At 72.7% G+C, this 25,025-nt stretch carries 20 protein-coding genes; 16 read left to right on the forward strand and 4 right to left on the reverse strand.

Features of this window, described 5'->3' with window-relative positions; translation table 11 throughout:
* Positions 1 to 168: 168 nt before the first annotated feature.
* The 4 genes from AB0R04_RS05430 to AB0R04_RS05445 form a co-directional block, all read right to left on the reverse strand.
* Positions 169 to 2,622, reverse strand: coding sequence for a DUF3488 and transglutaminase-like domain-containing protein (locus AB0R04_RS05430; RefSeq protein ID WP_363368393.1), 2,454 nt, complete (start codon positions 2,620 to 2,622; stop codon positions 169 to 171).
* On the reverse strand, positions 2,619 to 3,935 hold the full coding sequence (locus tag AB0R04_RS05435; protein WP_363368395.1) for a DUF58 domain-containing protein: 1,317 nt from the start codon (positions 3,933 to 3,935) through the stop codon (positions 2,619 to 2,621). The genes AB0R04_RS05430 and AB0R04_RS05435 overlap by 4 nt, the downstream gene beginning before the upstream one ends.
* A gap of 1 nt (position 3,936) precedes the next feature.
* Entirely contained in the window at positions 3,937 to 4,881 is a 945-nt protein-coding gene (locus tag AB0R04_RS05440) for a MoxR family ATPase (RefSeq protein WP_244293604.1), read from the reverse strand.
* A gap of 373 nt (positions 4,882 to 5,254) precedes the next feature.
* Complete coding sequence (locus tag AB0R04_RS05445; protein WP_063347243.1) at positions 5,255 to 5,797, reverse strand: carbonic anhydrase; 543 nt, start codon at positions 5,795 to 5,797, stop codon at positions 5,255 to 5,257.
* 563 nt (positions 5,798 to 6,360) lie between these two features.
* Between AB0R04_RS05445 and rsmH the strand changes: the two genes are divergently transcribed.
* From rsmH to AB0R04_RS05525, 16 genes are all read left to right on the forward strand, one after another.
* Positions 6,361 to 7,335 (forward strand): 16S rRNA (cytosine(1402)-N(4))-methyltransferase RsmH, encoded by a 975-nt coding sequence (gene rsmH, locus AB0R04_RS05450; RefSeq protein WP_063347242.1) that lies wholly within the window; start codon positions 6,361 to 6,363, stop codon positions 7,333 to 7,335.
* A gap of 133 nt (positions 7,336 to 7,468) precedes the next feature.
* Complete coding sequence (locus AB0R04_RS05455; RefSeq protein ID WP_363368398.1) at positions 7,469 to 7,969, forward strand: hypothetical protein; 501 nt, start codon at positions 7,469 to 7,471, stop codon at positions 7,967 to 7,969.
* Positions 7,966 to 10,158 carry a penicillin-binding protein 2 gene (locus tag AB0R04_RS05460; protein WP_363368400.1) on the forward strand — a complete coding sequence of 731 codons (2,193 nt, stop codon included), beginning with the start codon at positions 7,966 to 7,968 and terminating at the stop codon, positions 10,156 to 10,158. The genes AB0R04_RS05455 and AB0R04_RS05460 overlap by 4 nt, the downstream gene beginning before the upstream one ends.
* 93 nt (positions 10,159 to 10,251) lie before the next feature.
* On the forward strand, positions 10,252 to 11,817 hold the full coding sequence (locus tag AB0R04_RS05465) for a UDP-N-acetylmuramoyl-L-alanyl-D-glutamate--2,6-diaminopimelate ligase (RefSeq protein WP_363368402.1): 1,566 nt from the start codon (positions 10,252 to 10,254) through the stop codon (positions 11,815 to 11,817).
* Positions 11,814 to 13,217, forward strand: coding sequence for a UDP-N-acetylmuramoyl-tripeptide--D-alanyl-D-alanine ligase (murF, locus tag AB0R04_RS05470; RefSeq protein ID WP_363368404.1), 1,404 nt, complete (start codon positions 11,814 to 11,816; stop codon positions 13,215 to 13,217). Before AB0R04_RS05465 ends, murF begins: the two co-directional genes overlap by 4 nt.
* Complete coding sequence (gene mraY / locus AB0R04_RS05475; RefSeq protein WP_063347238.1) at positions 13,217 to 14,278, forward strand: phospho-N-acetylmuramoyl-pentapeptide-transferase; 1,062 nt, start codon at positions 13,217 to 13,219, stop codon at positions 14,276 to 14,278. The genes murF and mraY overlap by 1 nt, the downstream gene beginning before the upstream one ends.
* Entirely contained in the window at positions 14,275 to 15,729 is a 1,455-nt protein-coding gene (gene murD / locus AB0R04_RS05480) for a UDP-N-acetylmuramoyl-L-alanine--D-glutamate ligase (RefSeq protein WP_363368406.1), read from the forward strand. Before mraY ends, murD begins: the two co-directional genes overlap by 4 nt.
* Before the next feature lie 173 nt (positions 15,730 to 15,902).
* Positions 15,903 to 17,168 carry a putative lipid II flippase FtsW gene (gene ftsW, locus AB0R04_RS05485; protein WP_244293603.1) on the forward strand — a complete coding sequence of 422 codons (1,266 nt, stop codon included), beginning with the start codon at positions 15,903 to 15,905 and terminating at the stop codon, positions 17,166 to 17,168.
* Between the two features lie 6 nt (positions 17,169 to 17,174).
* A complete protein-coding gene (gene murG / locus AB0R04_RS05490; RefSeq protein ID WP_363368408.1) occupies positions 17,175 to 18,281 on the forward strand; it encodes an undecaprenyldiphospho-muramoylpentapeptide beta-N-acetylglucosaminyltransferase in 1,107 nt (368 codons plus the stop codon).
* Positions 18,274 to 19,050: an FtsQ-type POTRA domain-containing protein gene (locus AB0R04_RS05495; protein WP_363368409.1), complete on the forward strand. Its 777-nt coding sequence runs from the start codon at positions 18,274 to 18,276 to the stop codon at positions 19,048 to 19,050. The genes murG and AB0R04_RS05495 overlap by 8 nt, the downstream gene beginning before the upstream one ends.
* Positions 19,051 to 19,413: 363 nt before the next feature.
* Positions 19,414 to 20,622, forward strand: coding sequence for a cell division protein FtsZ (ftsZ, locus tag AB0R04_RS05500; protein WP_363368411.1), 1,209 nt, complete (start codon positions 19,414 to 19,416; stop codon positions 20,620 to 20,622).
* On the forward strand, positions 20,619 to 21,350 hold the full coding sequence (gene pgeF, locus AB0R04_RS05505) for a peptidoglycan editing factor PgeF (RefSeq protein WP_363368413.1): 732 nt from the start codon (positions 20,619 to 20,621) through the stop codon (positions 21,348 to 21,350). The genes ftsZ and pgeF overlap by 4 nt, the downstream gene beginning before the upstream one ends.
* Positions 21,351 to 21,421: 71 nt before the next feature.
* Positions 21,422 to 22,156 (forward strand): YggS family pyridoxal phosphate-dependent enzyme, encoded by a 735-nt coding sequence (locus AB0R04_RS05510; RefSeq protein WP_063351048.1) that lies wholly within the window; start codon positions 21,422 to 21,424, stop codon positions 22,154 to 22,156.
* A gap of 303 nt (positions 22,157 to 22,459) precedes the next feature.
* The gene (gene sepF, locus AB0R04_RS05515) at positions 22,460 to 23,062 is read left to right on the forward strand and encodes a cell division protein SepF (protein ID WP_031071810.1); all 603 of its coding nucleotides are present in this window, start codon (positions 22,460 to 22,462) and stop codon (positions 23,060 to 23,062) included.
* A 99-nt stretch (positions 23,063 to 23,161) separates the two neighbouring features.
* Positions 23,162 to 23,443 carry a YggT family protein gene (locus tag AB0R04_RS05520; protein WP_063347232.1) on the forward strand — a complete coding sequence of 94 codons (282 nt, stop codon included), beginning with the start codon at positions 23,162 to 23,164 and terminating at the stop codon, positions 23,441 to 23,443.
* Positions 23,444 to 23,502: 59 nt separating this feature from the next.
* Positions 23,503 to 24,846 carry a DivIVA domain-containing protein gene (locus AB0R04_RS05525; RefSeq protein ID WP_363368415.1) on the forward strand — a complete coding sequence of 448 codons (1,344 nt, stop codon included), beginning with the start codon at positions 23,503 to 23,505 and terminating at the stop codon, positions 24,844 to 24,846.
* Positions 24,847 to 25,025 lie beyond the last annotated feature (179 nt).

Genomic DNA, 25,025 nt, shown 5'->3' on the forward strand with positions numbered 1-25,025 from the left:
CGGCGGGGCCGGGGTCGGGGGCCCGCGCTCCGGGGCGGTTGCTGCGCGCCCGCCCCCCCCGGGCGCGGGGGCCCCCCCCCCGTGCCGCCCGGCGGGGGCGGGCAGTCGATCGACTGCCCGCCCCGGCGTTCTCGTATCCGCGCGACGGCCCGTTCGCTCGGGCCCCGCTCAGGACTCCCTGGGGTCCTGCTCGGACTCCGGCTTGCGCTTGCGCCGGGAGACCACCCGCCGCACCGGGCCGGTGACCGCGGTGGACACCCGGCCGACCCTGGTGCCGACCGCCTCCCGGGCCGCCCGCAGGGCGTCGGAGATCCGCCACCACAGCTGGGCCGAGGACGGCGGCAGCAGCACCGCCCTGGTCCGCCCGGCCCGGCTGGCGGTGGCCCGCAGGCCCTGCCGGGCGGTCCGGACGTCGGCCGACAGCGGGGCGGTGGTGACCTGGCCGGCCGGGGCGTAGAGCACCCGTTCGGTGGCCAGCGCCAGCCGACCGGCCGCCGCCGCCGAGTCCGCGTCCAGCTCAGCCTTCTCGGTGATCCGCCGGGCGGCCGAGCGCGGGGTGTGTGACTCGTCCGGGGGAATTCCGAGGTCCCAGGCGGAGTCGATCAGCTCGTCCCAGGCGGCCAGCACCTGGGCGTCGGTGAGTTCGGCCGGGCCGCCGCCGGGCCCGCGTCGGCCGCCGGAGCCGAGCCGGCGCCGGCGCAGCGCCGACCGCCAGAGCATCGGCACCAGCAGCAGCGCGATCACCAGCACCACCACGGCGGCGCTGCCCAGGACCTGCCCGGACAGCAGCCAGGAGTCCTCGGCGGCACTGCTGACGGCCTTGCTCCTGTCGCCGCACTCACCCAGCTGGCGCTGCTTCGCGTCGCAGCCCTTGCTGTCGGTCGGCGCCGGGACCGGCGCCGAGCTCTGCGCGGAGGCGGTCGGCTGCTGGGACGGCGCGGTGGTCGCGGTGGTGGACTGCTCGGTGTAGCGCGGCTGGTTGCCGCGGCTCGGGGTGGGCTCGAAGCGCAGCCAGCCGTAGCCCGAGAAGTACAGCTCGGGCCAGGCGTGGTACATCCGGCCGGTCACCGAGTAGACGTTGCCGCCCTTGGCGTCGCCGGGGGTGAAGCCGACGGCCACCCGGGACGGGATCTTCAGGGTGCGGGCCATCGCCGCCATGGTGGAGGCGAAGTGGACGCAGAAGCCCTTGCGGTCGCGCAGGAAGACCGCGATCGCGTTGCTGCCGGTGCCGCCGTTGACCGCGGTGTCGTACTGGAACTGCGGGCCGGTGAACCAGTTCACCAGCGCCATCGCCCGGTCGTAGTCGTTCGTCGCCTTGGCGGTGACCTCGTGGGCCTGCTGCGCGACGACCGGCGGGAGGTCCTGGGGGAGGCTGGTGTAGTGGTCCCGGATGTCCTGCGGCGCGGTCGACGCGGTGCGCAGCTCGTTCGCGGTGGGCCGCAGGTCCAGGGCGCTGACGTGGTAGCGCAGGCCGCGGATCGCCCGGTCGTTGGTCGGCAGGACGGTGCGGGTGAGCGGGTCGAGCTTCCAGTCGGAGCGGTTGGGGACCTGGACGGAGGCGGCCGGGTAGGGCATCGGCAGCCAGCTCTTCTCCAGCCGGTCGCTGATCTGGAAGTCGCCCTCGATCCGGGGGAGGTTGGCGTCCCGCAGGCCCTCGGGGGCGGGGAAGGAGGACGGGAGGTCGTTGACCGTGGTGCTGCCGAGCCGCCAGTTGGTGCCGTCGAACTGGTCCAGTGCCCCGGTGCGCAGGTAGACCTGGTCGGCGATTTCGCTGTCCAGGGTGTAGCTGAGCAGTTCGTTGTTGGTGGGCTTGGTGACCGCCGACTCCAGGCTGACCAGCGGGTCGAGGCTGGTGGCCGACCCGATGGAGCTCCTGCCCGAGGACCCGCCGGAGTCGGGGCTCAGCAGGCCGGAGTCCCAGTGCGGCAGGACGACCGGCAGCAGCAGCGCCGCGACCAGCGCGAGGACGCCGACCTGCTGGCCGCCCGGGCTGACCCGGCCGGAGCTCGTCCAGTCGCGCGAGCCGCCGTGGAAGACCCGGCCCCAGCGGGAGACCCGGTCCTGCCCCTCGGCGAACAGCAGCACCAGGTAGCCGGCCGACGCCAGGGCGAACCAGAGCCAGCTGCCGTGGTCCCCGGAGAGCCCGTTGCCGACCGAGTACAGCGCCAGCAGCGGCAGCCCGGCCAGCGCCGAGCGCCGGTACGTCACCGCGACGGTGTCCACCACGACGGCGACCAGGCCGACCGCGGCGACCAGGACCAGCCGCAGGCCCGGGTTGGGCGGCGCCGGGATGGCGTACACCTGGATGTCGTCCAGGCCGGAGCTGACGACGTGGTCGAGGGCGCGCAGCGAGGACGGCCCGGGCAGCACGCCGCCCAGCAGCGAGCCGGAGCCGGCGAAGCCGATCAGGATCAGCAGGAACAGCACCAGCAGCTGGCCGACCGGCACCGTCCAGCGGTACAGCGGGGCCCGCCGCAGGCCCGCGCCGACCGCCGCGATCACCGCGATCACCAGGAAGGCGTGGGTGACCCAGCTCCTGGTGGTGAGCAGCGGGGTCAGGCAGAGCGACGCGAGGGCGGTGGCCAGCGCCGAGTAGACGGTCAGTTTGGCCCGGGTGGTCACGCGCCGGTCTCTTCTCGGTAGGGGGAGGTCGTCTTGGCGCCGTCGGCGGCCTGCCAGAGGTCCGGGACGGAGTCCCCGGAGCTGGCCGGCAGGACGGTCCAGCCGGCCTCGCGCAGCTGCCGGACCCGGTTGCGGAACTCGTCGCCGCCGGTGTTGGGGGCGAGCATCCGCAGGCCCGCCCAGGTGCCGGTGTCGAGGAGGAACGCGACGGCCCCGCCGGTGCGGTTGCGCAGCCGGGCCAGCCGGGCGGTCTGCGCCTCGTCGAGTTCGCCGAGTACGGCGACCAGCAGCCCCTCGCCGCCGGCGCGAAGCGGCTCCTCGGCGCGGGAGAGGCCGCCGCCGTCGGACAGGTCGGCCACCGCGAGCGCGTCCAGGATCAGCCCGGAGGCGTCGGCCGCGGTGTTGCCGCCGCCGGGGCCGGGCACCCACTGGCCGGTGTCGGTGAGCAGTTGGGTCTGGTAGCCGCGTTCCAGCAGGTGCGCGGCGACCGAGGCGGCGCAGCTCACGGCCCACTCGAAGGAGGAGGCGGGGCCGCTGCCCCGGTGGCCGATCTCCCGGGTGTCCAGCAGGACGGTCGCCCGGGCCCGCTGCGGCTGCTCCTCGCGGCGCACCATCAGCTCGCCGTACCGGGCGGTGGACTTCCAGTGCACCCGGCGCAGGTCGTCGCCGGGCCGGTACTCGCGCAGGATCACGTCGTCGTCGCCGGCCAGCGCCAGGGTGCGGGCACGGCTCTCGCCCTGGCCGCCCCACTCGCCGCTCAGCCGCACGTGCGGCAGGGCCTGGACCTGGGGGACGACGGTGAGGACGTCGGAGGCGGAGAAGGAACGGTTCACCTCGCACATCCCGAACGGGTCGGACAGCCGCAGCTGGAGCGGCCCGAGCGGGTAGCGGCCGCGCAGGTCGGAGCGGACCCGGTAGGAGACCTCGCGGTGGCCGCGCGGCTCGACCCGGTCCAGCACGAAGCGCGGGCGCGGCCCGAGCACGTACGGGACCTTGTCCTCCAGGAGCAGCAGCCCGGTGGGCACCCGGGAGACGTTGTCGACCCGCAGGTGGACCCGGGCCTCCTGGCCGGCCACCGCGCGACGCGGGCTCAGCCGGCGGCCGCTGGCCACCCGGTAGCGGGTGTTGGCGACCATCAGCGCGGCGGCCAGCGGCAGTGCGGCGAGCAGCACACCGACGCGCAGCAGCGCGTCCTGGTCGAGCAGGTAGGCGCAGCCGACCGCGGTGACGCCGGCGGCGAGGAAGGAGCGCCCCCGGGTGGTGAGGCCGCGCAGCCCGGCCCGCAGTCCTGACGTCGGGTCGGACGGGGCCACCTCAGCCCCTCCGGACGGCCGGGCCGCCCTGCGGGCGCGGCAGCGGCAGCCGGGCGACCAGGTCGGTCACGATCTGCTCGGCGGTGCGGCGGCTGAGCTGGGTCTCGGCGGTCGGCATCAGACGGTGCGCGAGGACGGGCACGGCCAGGCGCTGGATGTCGTCCGGGGTGACGTAGTCGCGCCCGTCGAGCGCGGCGGCGGCGCGGGCGGCCCGGACCAGGTGCAGGGTGGCGCGCGGCGAGGCGCCCAGACGCAGTTCGTGGCTGGTGCGGGTGGCGCCGACCAGGTCGACGGCGTAGCGGCGGACCGGGTCGGCGATGTGCACGCTGCGCACCAGGTCGACCAGCTTGAGGATGTCGGAGGCGTGCGCCACCGGCTGGAGGTCCTCCAGCGGGCTGGCGCCGGAGTGCACGTCGAGCATCGCGAACTCGGCCTCGGGGCTGGGGTAGCCGATCGAGATCCGGGCCATGAAGCGGTCCCGCTGGGCCTCCGGCAGGGGGTAGGTGCCCTCCATCTCGACCGGGTTCTGGGTGGCCACGACCATGAACGGCGAGGGCAGCTCGTAGCTGGTGCCGTCGATGGTGACCTGGCGCTCCTCCATCGACTCCAGCAGTGCGGACTGGGTCTTGGGCGAGGCGCGGTTGATCTCGTCGCCGACCACGATCTGCGCGAAGATCGCGCCCGGGCGGAACTCGAAGTCGCGCTGGTGCTGGTCGTAGATGTTGGTGCCGGTGACGTCCGAGGGCAGCAGGTCGGGCGTGAACTGGATGCGGCGGACGGTGCAGTCGACCGAGCGGGCGAGTGCCTTGGCCAGCATGGTCTTGCCGACGCCGGGCACGTCCTCCAGCAGCAGGTGGCCCTCGGCGAGCAGGACGGTCAGGGCGATCCGGACGGCCTCCGGCTTGCCCTCGATCACGCTCTCGATGTTGGCGCGGATCCGGTCCACGACCGCGGCGAGCTCGGGAAGTCCGGCCCGGTGGTACCCGTCCGTCCCCTGGTCGCCCCCCGCAGAACTGCCGAGACCGGCCTGATCGCTGTAGCTCGTCACCCGTATACGCTCCCTGGCACCCTGTGCCCGCCTCACCCCGAGGCCGGACCCCACCCCATGCTTGACGCGGCCTTCCCGGGGGCGGTTCCGTCGGGGATCCGGCGCCGGGACAGCGGCCTGCGGCCTGGCCGCCCCAGGTGGTTCGGGGTCTGACCGGCAGGCGCATTCTCCCCTGACCGGTGACCAGAAGTCACCCTCGGGAGGGTCCCGGATGCCCGGACGCCGTTGGCCGGGCGGTGCACGGTGCGGGGGCGGTGGTGCGGTACGGGGTTCAGTGGATTTCGCGCAGGAGCCCGGTGTGGACGTCGAAGACGAAGCCGCGGACGTCGTCGGTGTGCAGCAGGAAGGGCGAGGTGCGGACCCGCTGCATGGACTGGCGGACGTCGCCGTCGAGGTCGACGAAGGCCTCCACCGCCCACTGCGGGCGCTGGCCGACCTCCAGTTCCAGCTCGCGGCGGAAGTCCTCGGTCAGCCCGAGCAGGCCGCAGCCGGTGTGGTGGATCAGCGCGACCGAGCGGGTGCCGAGGGCGCGCTGACTGATGGTGAGGGAGCGGATGGTGTCGTCGGTGACGACGCCGCCCGCGTTGCGGATGACGTGGGCGTCGCCCAGTTCGAGGCCGAGTGCCGCGAAGAGGTCGAGGCGGGCGTCCATGCACGCCACCACGGCGATCTTCTGGACCGGGCGGGCGTCCATCCCGCCGTCCCGGAAGGTCACGGCGTACTCGCGGTTGTCCGTGACGAAGCGGTCGATGATGGCGGGTCGCGGGGAGTCGGCAGCGTCGGTCGGCGTCGGCCGGTCGGGGGTCACTGTCATGGTGGCGACGTTAGTGCGATTCGGGCGTCCGCGGTGGGGAGGAGAGCTACAGATCGGGCCGCTGTGATCGAGCGCATAGCCACAACGGGCCGACCGTTCCACGCGTTCGGGAGGGTTTGTCCGGGCTGGTCCCGGAGCGCCCGCGGGGCGGGTGCGCGGGTGGGGCGCGCGGCCGCTCCCGCAGGCCCCCGGTCGGCACCTCCGCGGGGCCAGTCACACGGCTGCGACCTGCGGTGATCCGTACCGCCGCCCGGGTGGTGCGCCGGAGCGGACCATTGACTGGCGGGGTCCGCGCGATAGAGTTTGCGGCGCAGTGGAGCACACCCGTCGGATCCCGTCAACCGGGCTTTTCCGGCCTGGGTGGCCCGGTCGATGCGGCCCGTGGCCTCCACCCGCTCCGTGCCCACCTGGCGCACCTTCCCCGGCGCCGGGCGGTGACGATCTTCCCCTTGGAGCGGGCGGGGACCACGGGCCGCGTCGTCGCGTCGTGCAGTGGTGGGCGAGAATGGTCGAAGCTCCCGGTCGTCGGGCTGCTCCGCACCTGAGGAAGGGCGCCACCGCGCATGACCACCAACGATCCGGGCCCCAAGCACGTTCCGGTCATGCTGCAGCGGTGCATGGACGCCCTGGCTCCGGCGATCTCGCGCCCCGGGGCGGTGGTGGTGGACGCCACCCTCGGCCTCGGCGGGCACAGCGAGGCGCTGCTCACCCAGTTCCCCGAGGTGCGGCTGGTCGCGGTGGACCGCGACCCGCAGGCGCTGAAGCTCTCCGGCGAGCGGCTGGCGCCCTTCGGCGACCGGGCCACCCTGGTGCACGCCGTCTATGACGAGATCCCCGAGGTGCTGGAGCGCCTGGACATCGACCGGGTGGACGGCGTCCTGTTCGACCTCGGCGTCTCCTCGATGCAGCTGGACGAGGCCGATCGCGGTTTCGCGTACGCGCAGGACGCGCCGCTGGACATGCGGATGGACCAGACCCGGGGGATCAGCGCGGCGGAGGTGCTGAACACCTACAGCCACGGCGCCCTGGCCCGGATCCTCAAGGTCTACGGCGAGGAGCGGTTCGCCGGGAAGATCGCCTCGGTGATCCTCCGGGAGCGGGAGAAGGAACCGTTCACCAACAGCGCGCGTCTGGTCGAGTTGGTGCGGAACGCCATTCCGGCGGCGACCCGCCGGACCGGCGGGAACCCGGCCAAGCGGACGTTCCAGGCGCTGCGGATCGAGGTCAACGGCGAGCTGGAGGTCCTGGACCGGGCGATCCCCGGAGCGCTGGAGGCCCTGGCGATCGGCGGTCGGATGGTCGTGATGTCCTATCAGTCGCTGGAAGACCGGCTGGTGAAGCAGTACTTCGCCGCCGGGTCGACCAACACCGCGCCGCCGGGGCTGCCGTTCATCCCGGAGGAGCACCAGCCCTGGCTCAAGCTGATCACCCGTGGTGCCGAGCAGGCCACGGAGGAGGAGATCGAGGAGAACCGGCGCGCCGCGCCCGTACGGCTGCGGGTGGCGGAGAGGATCAGGGACCGTAGCAAGCGGGGCTGAAACGTTGGCCCCGGCGGGGTCCGAAGGGCGGAGGAGAGCAGTGGGGCCGGTGGCCGGTGAGGTCCGGGCGGGGCGGGGATCGTTCCCCGGACAGGGCAGGGCGCGGATCACGGTCCGGCCGGGGCGGCGTCCGGTGCGGGGCCGCACGCCGTTCGCGGTGCTCGTGGTGGTGCTGCTCGCGGCGGGGCTGCTCGGGCTGCTGGCGCTGAACACGGCGCTCAACGAGGGCTCCTTCGAGCTGTCCCGGCTGCAGAAGCAGACCACCGTGGCGACCGACGAGAAGCAGGGCCTCCAGCACCAGATCGACCAGAGCTCGGCGCCGGACGCGCTGGCCCGGCGGGCCGCCGAGCTGGGCATGGTCCCGGCCGGCGGGATGGCCTTCCTGGACGTCCCGAACGGCGGCAAGGTGATCGGCACGCCCGGACCGGCGCAGGACAGCCCGCCGGTCAAGCGTTCGACGGTCGACCCGTGGCCGATGAAGCAGCCGGCGCCGAGCGCCCCGACGGGTGCGCCCCCGGCGAGCGCGCCCCCGGGCGCACCGAGTCCGGCGGCGACGGCCGGCGACTCCGTGGTCCAGATCAACCCGGCCTCCCCGGCCGCGCCCGTGCCGTCGACCGGAGGTGCGGGCCGATGAGCACGCCACGTCAGTCGTCCGGAGGCTCCGGCAACGGCCGCCGCCAGCCGCCCAAGGGCGCCGCACCCCGCGCGGCCGCGCCGCGCGGCCAGTCCGCCGGCAAGGCCCAGCCCGCGAAGGGGCAGCCTGTGAAGGGACAGCCCGTCAGGGGTCAGTCCGCGAAGGGGCAGCCGGCCAAGGGCCAGCCCGCCAAGGCCGCCGCCGCCCGTACGCCCCGGGCACCGCAGCAGCGCCGCCCCGAGGGCCGCCCGCCCGCCCGGAGCCAGGCCGCCGTCCGGCCGCGCCGCCCGCAGCGCCCCAAGGCGCTCCGGCTGGCCGAGCCCAAGCGCCGCCTGCGGGTGATCACCGTGGTGATGTCGCTGGTGTTCTCGGTGTTCGCCGGCCGTCTGGTGCAGCTCCAGCTGCTGGACTCCGACGCGCTGGCCGCCGACGCCAACACCAACCGCTACCTGAACATCCCGATCACCGCCGAGCGCGGCTCGATAACGTCCTCCGACGGGGTGGCGCTGGCCGCCACCGTCGACGCGTACGACATCACCGCCGACCCGGCGATGTTCACCCCGGCGGCGACCGGCATCCCGGACGCCCCGGAGCAGGCGGCCGCCCTGCTGTCGCCGATCCTCGGCGTGCCCAAGGACAAGATCGCCGCCGACCTGCACACCCCCAAGACCCGCTACAAGCGGCTCGCCGCCCAGCAGACCCCGGCCACCAAGAGCCAGATCAGCGACCTCAAGGCGGGCCTGGAGAAGCAGGCCGGCTCGCGGACCTGCCAGGCCCAGAAGCGGCAGCTGACCAAGGCCGCCGACCAGGGCGGACGCACCCGGGTCGACAACGAGTGCGCCAACCCGCTGGCCGGGGTGTTCAACCGGGAGACCCAGAAGCGGATCTACCCCGCCGACGGCCTGGCCGCCAACCTGGTCGGCTTCGTCAACGGCGAGGGCGAGGGCGCCGGCGGCCTGGAGCTCCAGTACCAGAAGCAGCTGGCCGGCAAGGACGGGCACAGCAGCTACGCCCAGGCGGGCGGCCGGCTGGTGCCCACCGCCGGGGGCTCGATGGACCCGGCCGTGCCCGGCACCGACGTGAAACTGACCATCAACCGGGACATCCAGTGGGCCGCCCAGCGGGCGCTCACCGACCAGGTCGCCAACTCCGGGGCGGAGAAGGGCTACGTCGTCGTCCAGGACGTGAAGACCGGTCAGGTCCTCGCGATGGCCACCGCGCCCGGCTTCAACCCGAACGACCTCAGCACCGCCAAGCAGTCCCAGATGGGCAACGCCGCGCTGGTCGACGCGTACGAGCCGGGCAGCACCGCCAAGCTGATGACCCTGGGAGCCGTCCTGGACACCGGCAAGGCCACCTGGGACACCAAGGTCACGGTGCCCTACCCGCTGGTCCGGGCTGGCCAGCAGTTCAAGGACGACATCGAGCACAAAACCTGGTACCTGACCCTGGCCGGGGTGCTGGCCAAGTCCTCCAACATCGGCACCATCGAGGCCATGGAGACGCTCGGCGACGGCGACCAGCTGAAGGCCAACCAGGTCCTGGACAGCTACATGCGCAAGTTCGGCGTCGCCCAGCCGACCGGCCTGAACTTCCCCGGCGAGACCGCCGGGAAGCTCAAGAAGCCGGAGGACCTGGTCGCCTCGGAGAAGTACAACACCTCCTTCGGCCAGGGCCCAATGCAGATGAACGCACTGCAGGCCACCTCGGTCTACTCGACCATCGCCAACGGCGGCGTCCGGGTCGCGCCCAGCATCGTCCAGGGCACCACCAGCCCGGACGGCAAGTACACCGCGACCCCGCCGGGCGAGCAGACCAGGGTGGTCGGCGAAGAGACCGCCAAGACCCTCACCTCGATGCTGGAGTCGGTCGTCGACGACGAGCAGGGCACCGGCGGCAAGGCCGCCATCCCCGGCTACCGGGTCGCCGGCAAGACCGGCACCGCCAACCGGGGGGCCGCCAACGGCGTCGGCTACGACGGCTACACCGCCTCCTTCATCGGCTTCGCCCCCGCCGACGCCCCCCGGTACACCGTCTCCTGCACCCTCCAGGGGCCGGTCAACGGCCACTTCGGCGGCCAGCTGTGCGGACCGGTGTTCAAGCAGGTGATGGAGTTCACCCTGAAGACCATGCAGGTCCCGCCCAGCGGCAGCGAGGCGCCCAACCTGCCCGTCGAGTGGAAGCCGTGAGCGAGCATGAGCAACGAGCGGGTCGGGCTGGACGGCGGCGCGGCGAAGGGCCGGTTTGGCCCTGGACACCCTTCGGCGGATAGCCTTCCCGCCGTGCCGAAACCCGATCAAATCACCGTGAGTCCGCCCCGCCCGGCCGGGACCGCCGCCCTGCCGCTCGCCGAACTGGCCCGCCAGCTGGGCCTCGACCCCGTCGAGGGGGGCCTCGTCACCGGCGTCACCCACGACTCCCGGGCGGTGCGCCCCGGCGACGTGTACGTGGCCTTCCCCGGCGCCAACCACCACGGCGCGGCCTTCGCGGCCCAGGCCGCGGCGGCGGGCGCGGCGGCGCTGCTCACCGACCCGGCCGGCGCCGAGCTGGCGGCCGGCACCGGCCTGCCGCTGCTGGTCGTCGACCGGCCGCGGGCCCGGATGGGCGAGCTCGCGGCCGCCGTCTACGGCCGCCCCTCCGAGCGGCTGCTGATGATCGGGCTGACCGGAACCAACGGCAAGACCACCACCTCCTACCTGGTCGAGGGCGGCCTGCTCGGCGCCGGGCGCGCCCCCGGGGTGATCGGCACCGTCGAGATGCGGGTCGGCGACGAGCGGATCAAGAGCGAGCGCACCACCCCCGAGGCCACCGACCTGCACGCGATCCTCGGTGTGATGGCCGAGCGCGGCGCGGACGCGGTGACCATGGAGGTCTCCAGCCACGCGCTGGTCTACGGCCGCACCGACGGGGTGACGTACGACGTCTCCCTGTTCAACAACCTCACCCCCGAGCACCTCGACTTCCACCCGGACATGGAGGACTACTTCCAGGCGAAGGCCCGGCTCTTCCAGCCCGGCAAGTCCCGCCACGGCGTGGTCAACGTGGACGACGAGTACGGCCGCCGACTGGCCGCCGAGGCCAAGATCCCGGTGACCACCTTCTCCGCCACCGGCGCCGTCGAGGCCGACTGGCGGGCCGTGGACGTCCAGCTCGGCCCGGTCGGCTCCACCTTCCGGGTGCTCGGCCCGGACGGCGCCGAGGCCGACGCGGCCGTGCCGCTGCCCGGCCCGTTCAACGTGGCCAACGCGCTCGCCGCGATCACCCTGCTGGTCGCCGCCGGCCTGCCGCTGGAGCGGGCCGTGGCCGGCGTCGCCGCGGTGCCCGGCGTGCCGGGCCGGCTGGAGCGGGTGGACGCCGGACAGGCGTTCGTCGCCGTGGTCGACTACGCGCACAAGCCGGACGCCCTCCAGGCCGTCCTCGGCTCGCTGCGCGAGGTCACCAAGGGCCGGCTGCACGTCGTCGTCGGCTGCGGCGGAGACCGCGACCCGCACAAGCGCGGCCCGATGGGCGCCATCGCCGCCCGGCTCGCCGACACCGCCCTGCTGACCAGCGACAACCCGCGCAGCGAGGACCCGCTGGCGATCCTCGCCAGCATGCTGACCGGCGCCGCCGCGGTGCCCGAGGCCGAGCGCGGGACCGTCCTGGTCGTCCCCGACCGGGCCGAGGCGATCCGGATCGCCGTCGCCCGCGCCCACGCCGGGGACACCGTGCTGGTGGCCGGCAAGGGCCACGAACTTGGCCAGTACGTACGAGACGAGATCCGCCCCTTCGACGACCGGGAGGTGCTGCGCGAATCCATCACGCAGACCACGGCCGCCCGGGGCGACCGAGGAGTAGAGCAGCAGTGATCGCACTGACCCTCGCCGAGGTGGCCGCCGCAGTCGGGGGCACCCTGGACGGCGCCGACCCCGGCGCCCTGGTGACCGGCCCGGTCGAGGTCGACTCGCGGAAGGTGCGCCCCGGCGGCCTGTTCGCGGCCTTCGTCGGCGAGCACGTGGACGGCCACGACTACGCCGCCGTCGCGGTCGGGGCCGGCGCCGTCGCGGTGCTGGCCGACCACCCGGTCGGCGTGCCCGCCGTCCTGGTCGACAGTGTGGTGGACGCGCTCGGCAAGCTGGCCCGGACCGTGGTCGCCCGCGCCGAGGGCACCGCCGTCGTCGCGCTGACCGGCTCGGCCGGCAAGACCAGCACCAAGGACCTGATCGCGCAGCTGTTGCAGCGCATCGGCGACACGGTCTACCCGCCCGGCTCGCTCAACAACGAGATCGGCCACCCGATGACCGCGCTGCGGGTCGAGGCCGGCACCCGGCACCTGGTCATGGAGATGGGCGCCCGGCACAAGGGCGACATCGAATACCTCACCTCGATCACCCCGCCCCGGATCGGCCTGGTGCTGAACGTCGGCACCGCGCACGTCGGCGAGTTCGGCTCGCAGGAGGCGATCGCCGAGGCGAAGGGCGAACTCGTCGAGGCGCTGCCCGCCGACGGCGCCGCGATCCTCAACGCGGACGACCGGCTGGTGCGCGCGATGGCCAGCCGTACCAGGGCGAAGGTGGTCCTGTTCGGGGAATCCCCGGACGCCCACGTCCGGGCGACGAACGTTCAGCTGGACGCCGCCGGACGGCCGTCCTTCACGCTCACCACCCCGGCCGGTTCCGCGCCCGTGCAGCTGCGCCTGTACGGTGAGCACCACGTCTCGAACGCCCTCGCCGCCGCTGCGGTGGCGGTGGAGCTCGGGATGTCCGTCGATGACACCGCGACCGCCCTGGGCGAAGCGGGTGCGCTGTCCCGCTGGCGCATGGAGGTCGTCGACCGGGCCGATGGTGTCACCGTCGTCAACGACGCCTACAACGCGAACCCCGACTCGATGCGGGCCGCGCTGCGGGCGCTGGTCTCGATGGGGGGACGCGGCCCGGAGCGCCGCCGCACCTGGGCGGTGCTCGGCGAGATGCGGGAGCTCGGCGAGGAGAGCCTGGCCGAGCACGACGCCATCGGGCGGCTCGCCGTCCGACTGGACGTCACCAAGCTGGTGGCGGTCGGTGGACGCGAGGCGGCCTGCATGGAACTCGGCGCGAGGAACGAAGGTTCGTGGGGTGAGGAGTCGGTGCTGGTGTCCGACGCGGACGCGGCGGTCGAGCTGCTGCGCAGTCAACTTCGGCCGGGGGATGTGGTCCTGGTGAAGGCGTCCCGTTCGGTGGGGCTGGAGAAGGTGGCCGAGGCCCTCCTCTCGGACGGTGTGGCCGCGTAATGAAGCAGATCCTCTTCTCCGGCATGATCGGCCTGATCCTGTCGCTGGCCGGCACCCCCGCCCTGATCAAGCTGCTCGCCCGGCAGGGCTACGGCCAGTACATCCGCGACGACGGGCCGAAGGCGCACCACAGCAAGAAGGGCACGCCCACCATGGGCGGCATCGCCTTCATCCTGGCGACCCTGATCGCCTACTTCGGGACCAAGGCGATAACGGGCGAGAGCCCGACCGCCTCCGGCCTGCTGGTGCTCTTCCTGACGGCGGGTCTGGGCCTGGTCGGCTTCCTGGACGACTACATCAAGGTGGTCAAGCGCCGCTCGCTCGGTCTGCGGGCCAAGGCGAAGCTGGCCGGCCAGTCCATCGTCGGCCTGGCCTTCGCCGTGCTGGCGCTGCAGTTCCACGACGACCGCGGGCTCACCCCGGCGTCCCAGCACCTGTCCTTCGTGCGGGACTACGGCTGGTCGATCGGCCCCGTGCTGTTCGTCATCTTCGCCTACTTCATGATCGCCGCGACCTCCAACGGCGTGAACCTGACGGACGGTCTGGACGGCCTCGCCACCGGTGCCTCGGTGATGGCCTTCGGCGCCTACACCTTCATCGGCGTCTGGGAGTACGGGCAGAGCTGTGCCTACTCCGTCACCGCGACCGTCAGCTGCTACGACGTCCGCGACCCGCTGGACCTCGCGGTGGTCGCCGCCGCCCTGATGGGCTCCTGCTTCGGCTTCCTCTGGTGGAACACCTCGCCCGCCAAGATCTTCATGGGCGACACCGGCTCGCTCGCCCTCGGCGGCGCCCTGGCCGGCCTGGCGATCTGCTCGCGCACCGAGCTGCTGCTGATCCTGCTCGGCGGCCTCTTCATGATCATCACCCTGTCGGTGATCATCCAGGTCGGCTCGTTCCGGATGACCGGCAAGCGCGTCTTCAAGATGGCGCCACTGCAGCACCACTTCGAACTCAAGGGCTGGAGCGAAGTCCTGGTCGTGGTCCGGTTCTGGATCATCCAGGGACTCTGCGTGGCCGTCGGCCTCGGCCTCTTCTACGCGGGATACCGGACCGGATGACGAACCCCCAGTTGATCAATTCGCAGTTTGCGAAGCTGCCCGTCGTCGTCGCCGGGCTCGGCGTCTCCGGCATCAGCGCCGCGCGCGTCCTGCACGGCCTCGGCGCCCACGTCACCGTGGTGGACGGCGGCAGCGGCGCGGGCCTGACCGCCCGGGCCGCCGAGCTGGAGGCGCTCGGTGTCACCGTCCGCCTCGGCGACGGCGACAGCCTGCCCGAGGGCACCCGGCTGGTCGTCACCTCGCCCGGCTGGGCGCCCGACCGCCCGCTGTTCGCCGCCGCCGCGGCGGCCGGCATCGAGGTCTGGGGCGACGTCGAACTCGCCTGGCGCCTGCGCCGGCCACTGCCCGCCACCGGCGAGCCCGCCCCCTGGCTGGCCGTCACCGGCACCAACGGCAAGACCACCACCGTCCAGATGCTCGCCTCGATCCTCACCGCCGCCGGCAGGCGCACCGCCGCCGTCGGCAACGTCGGGGTGTCGGTGCTGGACGCGGTCCTCGCCGAGGAGCCCTACGACGTGCTCGCCGTCGAGCTCTCCAGCTACCAGCTGCACTGGGCGCCCTCGCTGCGCCCGCACTCGGCGGTCGTGCTCAACCTGGCCCCCGACCACCTCGACTGGCACGGCTCGATGGAGGCGTACGCAGCCGACAAGGGCCGGATCTACCAGGGCAACACCGTCGCCTGCGTGTACAACCTGGCCGACCCGGCCACCGAGGCGCTGGTCCGCGAGGCCGACGTCGAGGAGGGCTGCCGGGCGATCGGCTTCGGCCTCGGCGCGCCCGCCCTGTCGAACCTCGGCGTGGTCGACGGGCTGCTGGTGGACCGCGCGTTCGTGGCCGACCGGGCCAAGAACGCGGCCGAGCTGGGCGCCGTCGAGGACGTCAACCCGCCGGCCCCGCACAACATCGCCAACGCGCTCGCCGCGGCGGCGCTGGCCCGGGCGTACGGCGTCGAGCCGAAGGCCGTCCGGGAGGGCCTGCGGGCCTTCCGCCCGGACGCCCACCGGATCGCCGAGGTCGGCGTGGTCGGCGAGGTCACCTACATCGACGACTCCAAGGCCACCAACACCCACGCCGCCGCCGCCTCGCTGGCCTCCTACCGGCCGGTCGTCTGGATCGCCGGCGGCCTGGCCAAGGGCGCGACCTTCGACGACCTGGTCCAGGGCGCTGCCGGGCGGCTGCGCGCGGCCGTGCTGATCGGCGAGGACCGCGCGCTGATCCGGGAGGCGCTGGAGCGACACGCTCCGGATGTCCCGGTGATCGAGGCGGCCGAGGGCCAGACTGGCGCGGTGGCGATGGCGGAGGTCGTCCGGACGGCCGCCTCGCTCGCCCGGTCGGGTGACACGGTGCTGTTGGCACCGGCCTGCGCCTCGATGGACATGTTCACCAACTACGGCGAGCGCGGCGACCTCTTCGCCGCCGCGGTCCGGCAGCTGGCGGACCGCGGGGAGTGAGCCGAAGGGCCGTGCCGGGCCGGAGCGGCCCGGCGGCGGGTGAGCCGTGAAGAGAGAGTGAGCGGGGAGTGGCAGGGCAGGGCAGGGCGGGTTCCGGAGCACCGGAGCGGGAGGCCGCCGAGCCGTGGCGCGTGATCTCGGCCACCACGACCAAGTACAAGTCGGCCGGACCGCTGGCCCGGGTCCGGGCCTTCCGGTACCGGGTGCGGTACTGGCTGGACCGGCCGCTCACGCCCTACCTGCTCGTCATCGGCACGACACTGCTGCTGGTGGTGCTCGGCCTGATGATGGTCTTCTCGGCCTCGCAGATCCTCGCCCTGGGCCAGCACCACTCGGCGCAGTACTACTTCCTCAAGCAGCTGATCGCGGCCATCCTCGGCCTGGTCCTGCTGATCGGCTTCGCCTCCGTGCCGCTGGCGGTGCTGCGGGTGATCGTCTACCCGGTGATGTTCGGGGTGATCGGCGCGCTCGCGCTGGTCGCCGTGCCCGGCATCGGGGTGCGGATCAACGGCAACCAGAACTGGCTGGACTTCGGGTTCTTCCAGTTCCAGCCCTCGGAGTTCGCCAAGCTCGCGCTGGTGCTCTGGGGCGCCGACCTGCTCGCCCGCAAGCAGAAGGCCGGCACCCTCACCACCTGGAAGCACCTGCTCGTCCCGCTGGTGCCGGGCGCCCTGCTGCTGCTCGCGCTGATCATGCTCGGCGGCGACATGGGCACCTCGATGATCCTGGTGGCGATGCTGTTCGCGATGCTCTGGATGGTCGGCGCGCCGCTGCGGCTGTTCGTGGCCACCGTCGGGGTGGCCGTGGTCGTCTGCACCGCGCTGGTGATCAGCGTCCCGCACCGGGCGGAGCGCCTGGGCTGCATCGGCGTCACCAAGCCCGACCCCGACGGGGCCTGCTTCCAGGCGCTGCACGGCGTCTACTCGTTCGCGCTCGGCGGAGGCTTCGGCACCGGCCTCGGTGCCGGCGTGGAGAAATGGGGCCAGCTGCCCGAGGCGCACACCGACTTCATCTTCGCCGCGACCGGCGAGGAACTGGGCCTGGTGGGGACGCTGTCGGTGATCGGTCTCTTCGCGGCACTAGGCTACGCGGGTATCCGTGTGGCCATCGGTACGAAGGACCCCTTCGTCAGGTACGCCGCGGGAGCCGCCACCACCTGGATCATGGCGCAGGCCATGATCAACCTGGGGTCGGCGCTGGGACTGCTGCCCATCGCGGGCGTCCCGCTCCCGCTGTTCTCCTACGGCGGTTCCGCCATGCTGTCGGCCATGTCCGCGATCGGAGTGCTGCTGTGCCTGGCGCGCAGCACCTCGGGCGCGAAGGCGGCGCTGGCCGCCCGGAGCAAGAACTCCCGGATCAGGAGACGACTGGCCCGGGTGCTGCCACGACGACGAACCACAGCGCGCCCGGCCCCGGGGCCGGCACGCAGGGAGCGGTGAATTTCGGTGCATGTCGTACTCGCCGGCGGGGGGACCGCCGGTCACATCGAGCCGGCGCTGGCCCTCGCGGACGCCCTCCGCAGGCACGACCCGTCCATCGGGATCACCGCCCTGGGAACCGAGCGCGGACTGGAGACCCGGCTGGTGCCGGAACGCGGCTACCAACTGGAGCTGATTCCGGCCGTCCCGCTGCCCCGCAAGCCCACCCCCGAGCTGATCACCGTCCCCGGCCGGCTGCGCGGCACCGTCCGGGCCGCCCAGGAGATCATCGAGCGGGTCAACGCGGACGCCGTGGTCGGCTTCGGCGGCTACGTCGCGATGCCCGCCTACCTGGCCGCCAAGCGGGCCGGCGTGCCGATCGTGGTGCACGAGGCGAACGCCCGTCCGGGCCTGGCCAACAAGATCGGCGCCCGCTACACGGACTTCGTCGCGGTCTCCACGCCGGACAGCAAGCTGCGCGACTCCCGGTACATCGGCATCCCGCTGCGCCGGACCATCGCCACCCTGGACCGGGGCGCCGCCAGGCCGGAGGCCCGGCACTACTTCGGCCTCGACCAGCGGCTGCCCACCCTGCTGGTCTCCGGCGGCTCCCAGGGCGCGCGCCGGCTCAACGAGGTGGTCACCGCGATCGCCCCGCGGCTCCAGCAGTACGGCGTGCAGATCCTGCACGCCGTCGGCCCGAAGAACGAGCTGCCGCAGGTCGAGGACATCCCCGGGATGCCGCCGTACCGCGCGGTGCCGTACGTCGACCGGATGGACCTCGCCTACGCGGCGGCGGACCTGATGCTCTGCCGGGCCGGCGCCATGACCGTCGCCGAGCTGGCCGCCGTCGGGCTGCCCGCCGCGTTCGTCCCGCTGCCGATCGGCAACGGCGAGCAGCGGCTGAACGCCCAGCCGATGGTCAAGGCCGGCGGCGGCCTGCTGGTGGACGACGCCGAGCTGACCCCGGACTGGGTGCTGCAGAACGTGCTGCCGGTGCTCACCGACCCGCAGCGGCTGTGGGACATGAGCCGGGCCGCCGCCGAGTTCGGCCGCCGGGACGCCGACGACCTGCTGGTCGGCATGGTCTACGAGGCGATCCAGGCCTCCCGCGGCGGTCGCCGCCGTGGCTGACGGCCGGCTCGCCGACCCGTTGGAGGAAGAGCTGGAGGCCGAGGAGTCCGCTCCTCGGCTCCGGCTCTCCCGGCGGGGCATCGTGGTGCTGAGCGTGCTCGGCGCCGCGGTGCTGGGCGTGCTGGCCTGGGTGGTGTTCTTCTCCTCGGTGCTGGACGTGCGCGAGGTCGCGGTCCAGGGGCCGAAGGACGAGAAGCTGACGGCGGACCAGGTCCGCGAGGCGATCGGCAGGATCGGTGACGGCCCGCTGGCCAGAGTGGACCTGGACGCCGTCCAGCACCGGGTGGAGGCGATCCCCCGGGTGGCGAAGGCCGAGGTGTGGCGGGGCTGGCCGCACACCCTGCGGGTGAAGGTCGTCCAGCGCACGGCGGTGGCGGCCGTCAAGGGGGAGGACGGTCAGTTCACCCAGGTGGACGCCGTCGGCGTGAGCTTCGCCACCGAGGCGGCCCCGCCGGAGGGGGTGCCGGTGGTGGAACTGCGGCTCAGTCAGCAGGCGAAGGACGCGGACGGGGTGATCTCCCGTGCGCAGCTGGTGCAGGGCGCGGTGTCGGTGGCCGCCGGACTGCCGCCCGAGGTGGCGAAGCGGGCCGGAGCGGTGCTGGTGCACTCGTACGACGATATTCAGCTGCAGCTCAGCGGGGGTGCGACGGTGCGCTGGGGGAGTCCGGAGCAGACCGATCGCAAGGCCCGGACACTGGTCGCGTTGATGGCTCAGAAGGGCTCGAACTTCGACGTGAGTGCGCCGGAGGCGCCGGCGGTGTCGGGATGATCCGGTAGGTTCTGTGCCTGAGGGAGGGGTTGACGCTGTGAAGTGTCGGCCCGACCCTTGGTGGTCACCCCGGTTTCATATGCCGGCCGATGATCACATAGGCTCAAAAGAAAAGGGGAAGCTCGGCGTGTTCGTTGAAACACGTGCCTGGAGCCACCTAGTGTCCTGTGTCACCAGACTGTGCCCCCTGGTGATGTGACGGAGGCACAGGACTAACCCTAAAGGTCAAGTTTAGGGTTGGGGTCGGCGGTCGGCATTTCGGACATTCAGTCAGAAACCAGGCTCCCTACCCATCGACATCCGTCGGTACGATCCCCCGTCGGGTCGGACCGACCCGGAAATTCGAGGCGAGAGGCCTTCGACGTGGCAGCACCGCAGAACTACCTCGCAGTCATCAAGGTCGTCGGAATCGGCGGCGGTGGTGTCAACGCCATCAACCGGATGATCGAGGTCGGTCTCAAGGGCGTCGAGTTCATCGCGATCAACACCGATGCGCAGGCCCTCCTGATGAGCGACGCCGACGTCAAGCTCGATGTGGGCCGTGAACTCACCCGGGGCCTCGGCGCCGGCGCCAACCCCGAGGTCGGCCGCAAGGCCGCCGAGGACCACCGCGAGGAGATCGAGGAGGTCCTCAAGGGGGCCGACATGGTCTTCGTCACCGCGGGTGAGGGTGGTGGCACGGGCACGGGCGGCGCGCCCGTGGTCGCCAACATCGCCCGTTCGCTCGGCGCTCTGACCATCGGCGTGGTCACCCGCCCCTTCACCTTCGAGGGCCGCCGCCGCGCCAACCAGGCCGAGGACGGCATCGCGAGCCTGCGCGAAGAGGTCGACACCCTCATCGTGATCCCCAACGACCGGCTGCTGTCCATTTCGGACCGCCAGGTCAGCGTGCTCGACGCGTTCCGCTCGGCCGACCAGGTCCTGCTCTCCGGTGTCCAGGGCATCACCGACCTGATCACCACCCCCGGCCTGATCAACCTCGACTTCGCCGACGTCAAGTCCGTCATGTCGGAGGCCGGTTCGGCGCTCATGGGCATCGGCTCGGCCCGCGGCGAGGACCGCGCCAAGGCGGCCGCCGTGATGGCGATCTCCTCGCCGCTGCTGGAGGCCTCGATCGACGGCGCCCGCGGCGTGCTGCTCTCCATCTCGGGCGGCTCCGACCTCGGCCTGTTCGAGATCAACGAGTCGGCCCAGCTGGTCAGCGAGGCCGCGCACCCCGAGGCCAACATCATCTTCGGCGCGGTCATCGACGACGCGCTCGGCGACGAGGTCCGGGTCACCGTCATTGCGGCCGGCTTCGACGGCGGGCAGCCGCCGGCGATCGTCCGCGACCCGGTGGTCAAGGCCACCCCCGCGGCCACGCCGCCGGCCGCCCCGGAGCGCCCGGCCACCCGGCCGTCCTACGGGAGCATCGGCTCGGTGACGTCCCGTTCGGAGGGGGAGACCCACTCCTCGCCGCGCGCCACCGAGACCGTGACCACCGCCCCGGTGCCGCCGCAGGTGCAGCCGGTCCGGCAGCCGTACGTCGAGAGCCCGGCGGAGGAGCTCGACGTCCCGGATTTCCTTAAGTGATCGATCACGCCGTACGCGCGGGTGCTCACTTCGCCTTCACCGACAGGTGGGGCGGGGTGAGCACTTCGCCGTACGGGGAGCTCAACCTCGGCGGGGCGGTGGGGGACGACCCGGAGACCGTCCGGGAGAACCGGGCGATCGCCGCCGGGGAGCTCGGGCTCGACCCGGCCGACGTGGTCTGGATGAACCAGGTGCACGGTGCGCAGGTCGCCGTGGTGACGCAGCGCCAGTCGCCGGGGGACGCTCCCACGGTGGACGCGGTGGTCACCGACCGGCCGCTCGCGCTCGCCGTCCTGACCGCCGACTGCACCCCGGTGCTGCTGGCCGATCCGGTGGCGGGCGTGGTGGGCGCGGCCCACGCGGGCCGGCCCGGGCTGGCGGCCGGGGTGGTGCCCGCGGTCGTGCGGGCGATGGTCGAACTGGGGGCCGAACCCGGCCGGATCGCCGCGGCCACCGGCCCGGCGGTCTGCGGCCGGTGCTACGAGGTGCCGGCCGGCCTGCGGGCGGAGGTCGCCGCGGTGGTGCCCGCCGCGTTCGCCGAGACCTCCTGGGGAACGCCGGCGCTGGACGTGGCCGAGGGGGTCGCGGCCCAGCTGGCCGCCGCCGGGGTCACCGAGTTGGTGCGGTCACCGGTCTGCACCCTCGAATCCGCGGACCACTACTCCTATCGCCGCGAGCAGCGCACCGGCCGGCTCGCGAGCTACGTCTGGTTGGGCTCTGATCATTGATGACGAACGACATCTACGGACCGTTCCCGGGGAGTCGCGGCGGCCTTCCCGACCAGAGCTGGCTGGGGACCCTGACGGAGGGGCAGCGGGCCCGGTACGAGGAGCTGGGGACCAACCTCGACGTGGTCGAGCGGCGGATCGCCGACGCCTGTGCGGCTGCCGGACGGCCGCGCGACGAGGTCACCCTGGTCGTCGTCACCAAGACCTACCCCGCCGAGGACACCGCGCTGTTGGCCGGACTGGGTGTGACGGATGTCGCGGAGAACCGCGACCAGGACGCCGCGCCCAAGGCAGAGCAGTGCAGAAACCTTCCTCTTGACTGGCACTTCGTCGGACAGCTGCAGACCAACAAGGTCCGCTCGGTCGTCCGGTACGCGAACCACGTGCACTCGGTGGACCGGCTGCGGCTGGTCGGGTCGCTCTCCGCGGCGGTGCTCAAGTCCGAGCGCCCGGAGCTGGGTTGCCTGGTGCAGGTGGCCCTGGACAAGGAGCACGGCGAGGGGGCCCACCGGGCCGGGGTCGCCCCGGAGGATGTCGCGGAACTCACGGACGCGATCGCCGACACGCCCGGCCTGCGGCTGGACGGTGTGATGACCGTCGCTCCGCTGGCCGGTCCGCTCGCCGGGGACCCGCTCCGCGCCTTCGAGCGGCTGACGGAAATCGCAACCGCAGTACGCACGACCCATCCTGCTGCCACCATGGTCTCCGCAGGGATGAGCGGTGACCTTGAGCAGGCGATTGCCGCCGGGGCGACACATGTGCGCGTCGGAACGGCGGTACTCGGAGTGAGGTCACCCCTCAGGTAACGTCACCGGGTAGTAGATCAGACTGCAGGACAAAATAGGACAGAATCTAGCAGCTCCTCGGAGCGCTAGCGAACCGTGGATCGCAGCTCCGCGGCCCCCACCCCACGAACTCTGACCGGCCGTCGGCCTGACGGGCCGTCGTGGGTGGACCGCGGAATCCGCAGGCAGGGCCGCACGGCCTGGCCGCCGGGACGGAGCCGGTCCGCACGGAGCGAGCAGAGCGAGCGACCATCGGAAGGTGCGCGTTTCGCGAAGCCGCCACCGAGCGCCAGCGAGGTGGCTATGAGCGGAGGAGACAGGAGCATGGCCGGCGCAATGCGCAAGATGGCGGTCTACCTCGGCCTCGTGGAGGACGAGACGTACGACGGTCAGGGGTACGACCCTGACGACGACTACGACGCGGACCCCGAGCCGATTCGAACGGGACAGCGGACCGAGGACATCCCCCGGCCGGCCGCCGCGCCCGCCCCGGTCTCCTCGATCACCCCGCAGCCGGTTCCGGCCGCGGTGCCGATCCGGCAGGAGACCCCGAGGATGGCCCCCGTGTCGTCCATCACACCCGAACGCCGCCACAACCTGGAGAAGAGCGCCCCGGTGATCATGCCCAAGGTAGTGAACGAACGAGAGCCCTACCGCATCACCACGCTGCACCCGCGAACCTACAACGAGGCCCGTACCATCGGGGAACAGTTCCGTGGCGGGACCCCCGTGATCATGAATCTGACCGAGATGGACGACACCGACGCGAAGCGACTCGTAGACTTCGCCGCTGGACTCGTCTTCGGTCTGCACGGCAGTATCGAGCGCGTGACACAGAAGGTGTTCCTGCTGTCGCCTGCTAACGTCGATGTCACGGCGGAGGACAAGGCACGGATCGCCGAGGGTGGGTTCTTCAACCAGAGCTGACCCGGCCACGACTTTACGTGTGGATCTGATCAACAGTGGATTAGCGACAGGTGACGAGCGGCGGGCCCAAGGGTCCGGAACCGGGGAGAGGGAAACGCGATGGACATCGTGTGGGCGGTGCTCTACTACGCCCTGACCGTCTTCCTGGTGTTCCTGCTTGTGCGACTGGTCATGGACTGGGTCTTCCAGTTCGCGCGTTCGTGGCGGCCCGGCAAGGCCATGGTCCTGGTCCTGGAGGCCACGTACACTGTCACGGATCCGCCGCTCAAGCTTCTTCGGCGGTTCATTCCGCCGTTGCGTTTCGGGGGCGTGGCGCTCGACCTGTCCTTCTTCGTACTGATGATCATTGTGTATGTCCTGATCTCGCTTGTGCGGCCCTAGTCGTAGGTGAGCGATGCGACAGGATGCCGGTGTGCCGACGATCACGTTGAGGTGAAGAGATGCCATTGACCCCCGAGGACGTTCGGAACAAGCAGTTCACGACCGTCCGCCTGCGCGAAGGCTATGACGAGGACGAGGTCGATGCCTTCCTCGACGAGGTCGAAGGAGAGCTGACCCGCCTGCTTCGCGAGAACGAGGACCTGCGCGCCAAGCTGGCCGCCGCGACTCGCGCCGCCGCGCAGAACCAGGCGAACATGCGGAAGGAGCCGCCGCAGGACGCCCGTTCCGGCGCCCCCGTCCCGGCCGCCATATCCGGCCCGCCGGTTCCCGGCCAGCAGGGCCCCGGTCCGCAGCAGCAGCAGATGGGCCCCGGTGGTCCGCAGCAGCAGCAGATGGGCGGCCCGCCGCAGCAGCAGATGGGCAACCAGCCGCTCGGCCTGCCCTCCGGCGCCCCGCAGCTCCCCGCCGGCCCCCAGCAGATGGGCGGCCCGCAGCAGCAGATGAACCAGACCATGGGCGGCCAGCAGCAGCTGGTGCAGCCGATGGGCGGTCAGATGCTCCAGCCCATGGGCGGCCCCGGTGGTCCGCAGCAGATGGGCAACCCGATGGGCCAGGGCATGGGCCAGCAGCAGCAGATGCAGCCGATGGGTGGCCCCATGGGCGGCCCGCAGCAGCAGCAGCAGCAGATGGGCGGCCCGCTCGGCGCCCCCATGCAGCAGCAGAGCCCCGGTGGCGACAGTGCCGCCCGCGTCCTGGCGCTCGCTCAGCAGACCGCCGACCAGGCGATCTCGGAGGCCCGTTCCGAGGCCAACAAGATCGTCGGCGAGGCCCGCAGCCGCGCCGAGGGCCTGGAGCGCGACGCCCGTGCCAAGGCCGACGCCCTGGAGCGGGACGCGCAGGAGAAGCACCGCGTCGCGATGGGCTCGCTGGAGTCCGCGCGCGCCACGCTGGAGCGCAAGGTCGAGGACCTGCGGGCGTTCGAGCGCGAGTACCGGACGCGCCTCAAGTCGTACCTGGAGACCCAGCTGCGCCAGCTGGAGTCGCAGGCCGACGACTCGCTCGCCCCGCCGCGGATCCCCGCCACCGCGTCGCTGCCGCCGGCGGCCTCGTCGATGGCTCCGGCCGGTGCCGGTGCGATGAGCGGTGCCCCGGCCTTCGGTGGCAACCAGCCGGCCTTCGGTGGCAACGCGCCGTCGTTCGGTGGGCAGAGCTCCTTCGGCGGCAACCTGCCGGCGCCGAGCTTCGGCGGCCAGGCGTCCGGTGGCAACACCGGCGCGCCGCAGATGCAGCCGGCCGGGATGACGCAGCCGATGGCGGCCGTCCGCCCGCAGCCTCCGCAGCCGATGCAGCAGGCGCCGGCGCCGATGCGGGGCTTCCTGATCGACGAGGACGGCGACAACTGAGGTTGTAGCACGGCCTTTTGAGAGCGCCCCCTGTTCGACCCACGGGTCGAACAGGGGGCGCTCTGCTGTGCTGCGGACGGGGGCGGGGGATGGGCGCGCGCGGGGTGGTGACGCCACTTCAGGGGCGCGCGGGTACGGCGAAGCCGCCGTCGCCCCGGGCGGGGTGACGGCGGCTTCGG

Origin of the sequence: Kitasatospora sp. NPDC056731 (genome assembly GCF_040687675.1) — a bacterium.
In the GTDB taxonomy this organism is placed as follows: Bacteria; Actinomycetota; Actinomycetes; order Streptomycetales; family Streptomycetaceae; genus Kitasatospora.

Coding starts and splice junctions, on each gene's coding strand:
- AB0R04_RS05460 (WP_363368400.1), top strand. CDS start 7,966: ATGAGCACGCCACGTCAGTCGTCCGGAGGCTCCGGCAACGGCCGCCGC.
- mraY (WP_063347238.1), top strand. CDS start 13,217: ATGAAGCAGATCCTCTTCTCCGGCATGATCGGCCTGATCCTGTCGCTG.
- AB0R04_RS05520 (WP_063347232.1), top strand. CDS start 23,162: ATGGACATCGTGTGGGCGGTGCTCTACTACGCCCTGACCGTCTTCCTG.
- murD (WP_363368406.1), top strand. CDS start 14,275: ATGACGAACCCCCAGTTGATCAATTCGCAGTTTGCGAAGCTGCCCGTC.
- AB0R04_RS05525 (WP_363368415.1), top strand. CDS start 23,503: ATGCCATTGACCCCCGAGGACGTTCGGAACAAGCAGTTCACGACCGTC.
- AB0R04_RS05445 (WP_063347243.1), bottom strand. CDS start 5,797: ATGACAGTGACCCCCGACCGGCCGACGCCGACCGACGCTGCCGACTCC.
- rsmH (WP_063347242.1), top strand. CDS start 6,361: ATGACCACCAACGATCCGGGCCCCAAGCACGTTCCGGTCATGCTGCAG.
- sepF (WP_031071810.1), top strand. CDS start 22,460: ATGGCCGGCGCAATGCGCAAGATGGCGGTCTACCTCGGCCTCGTGGAG.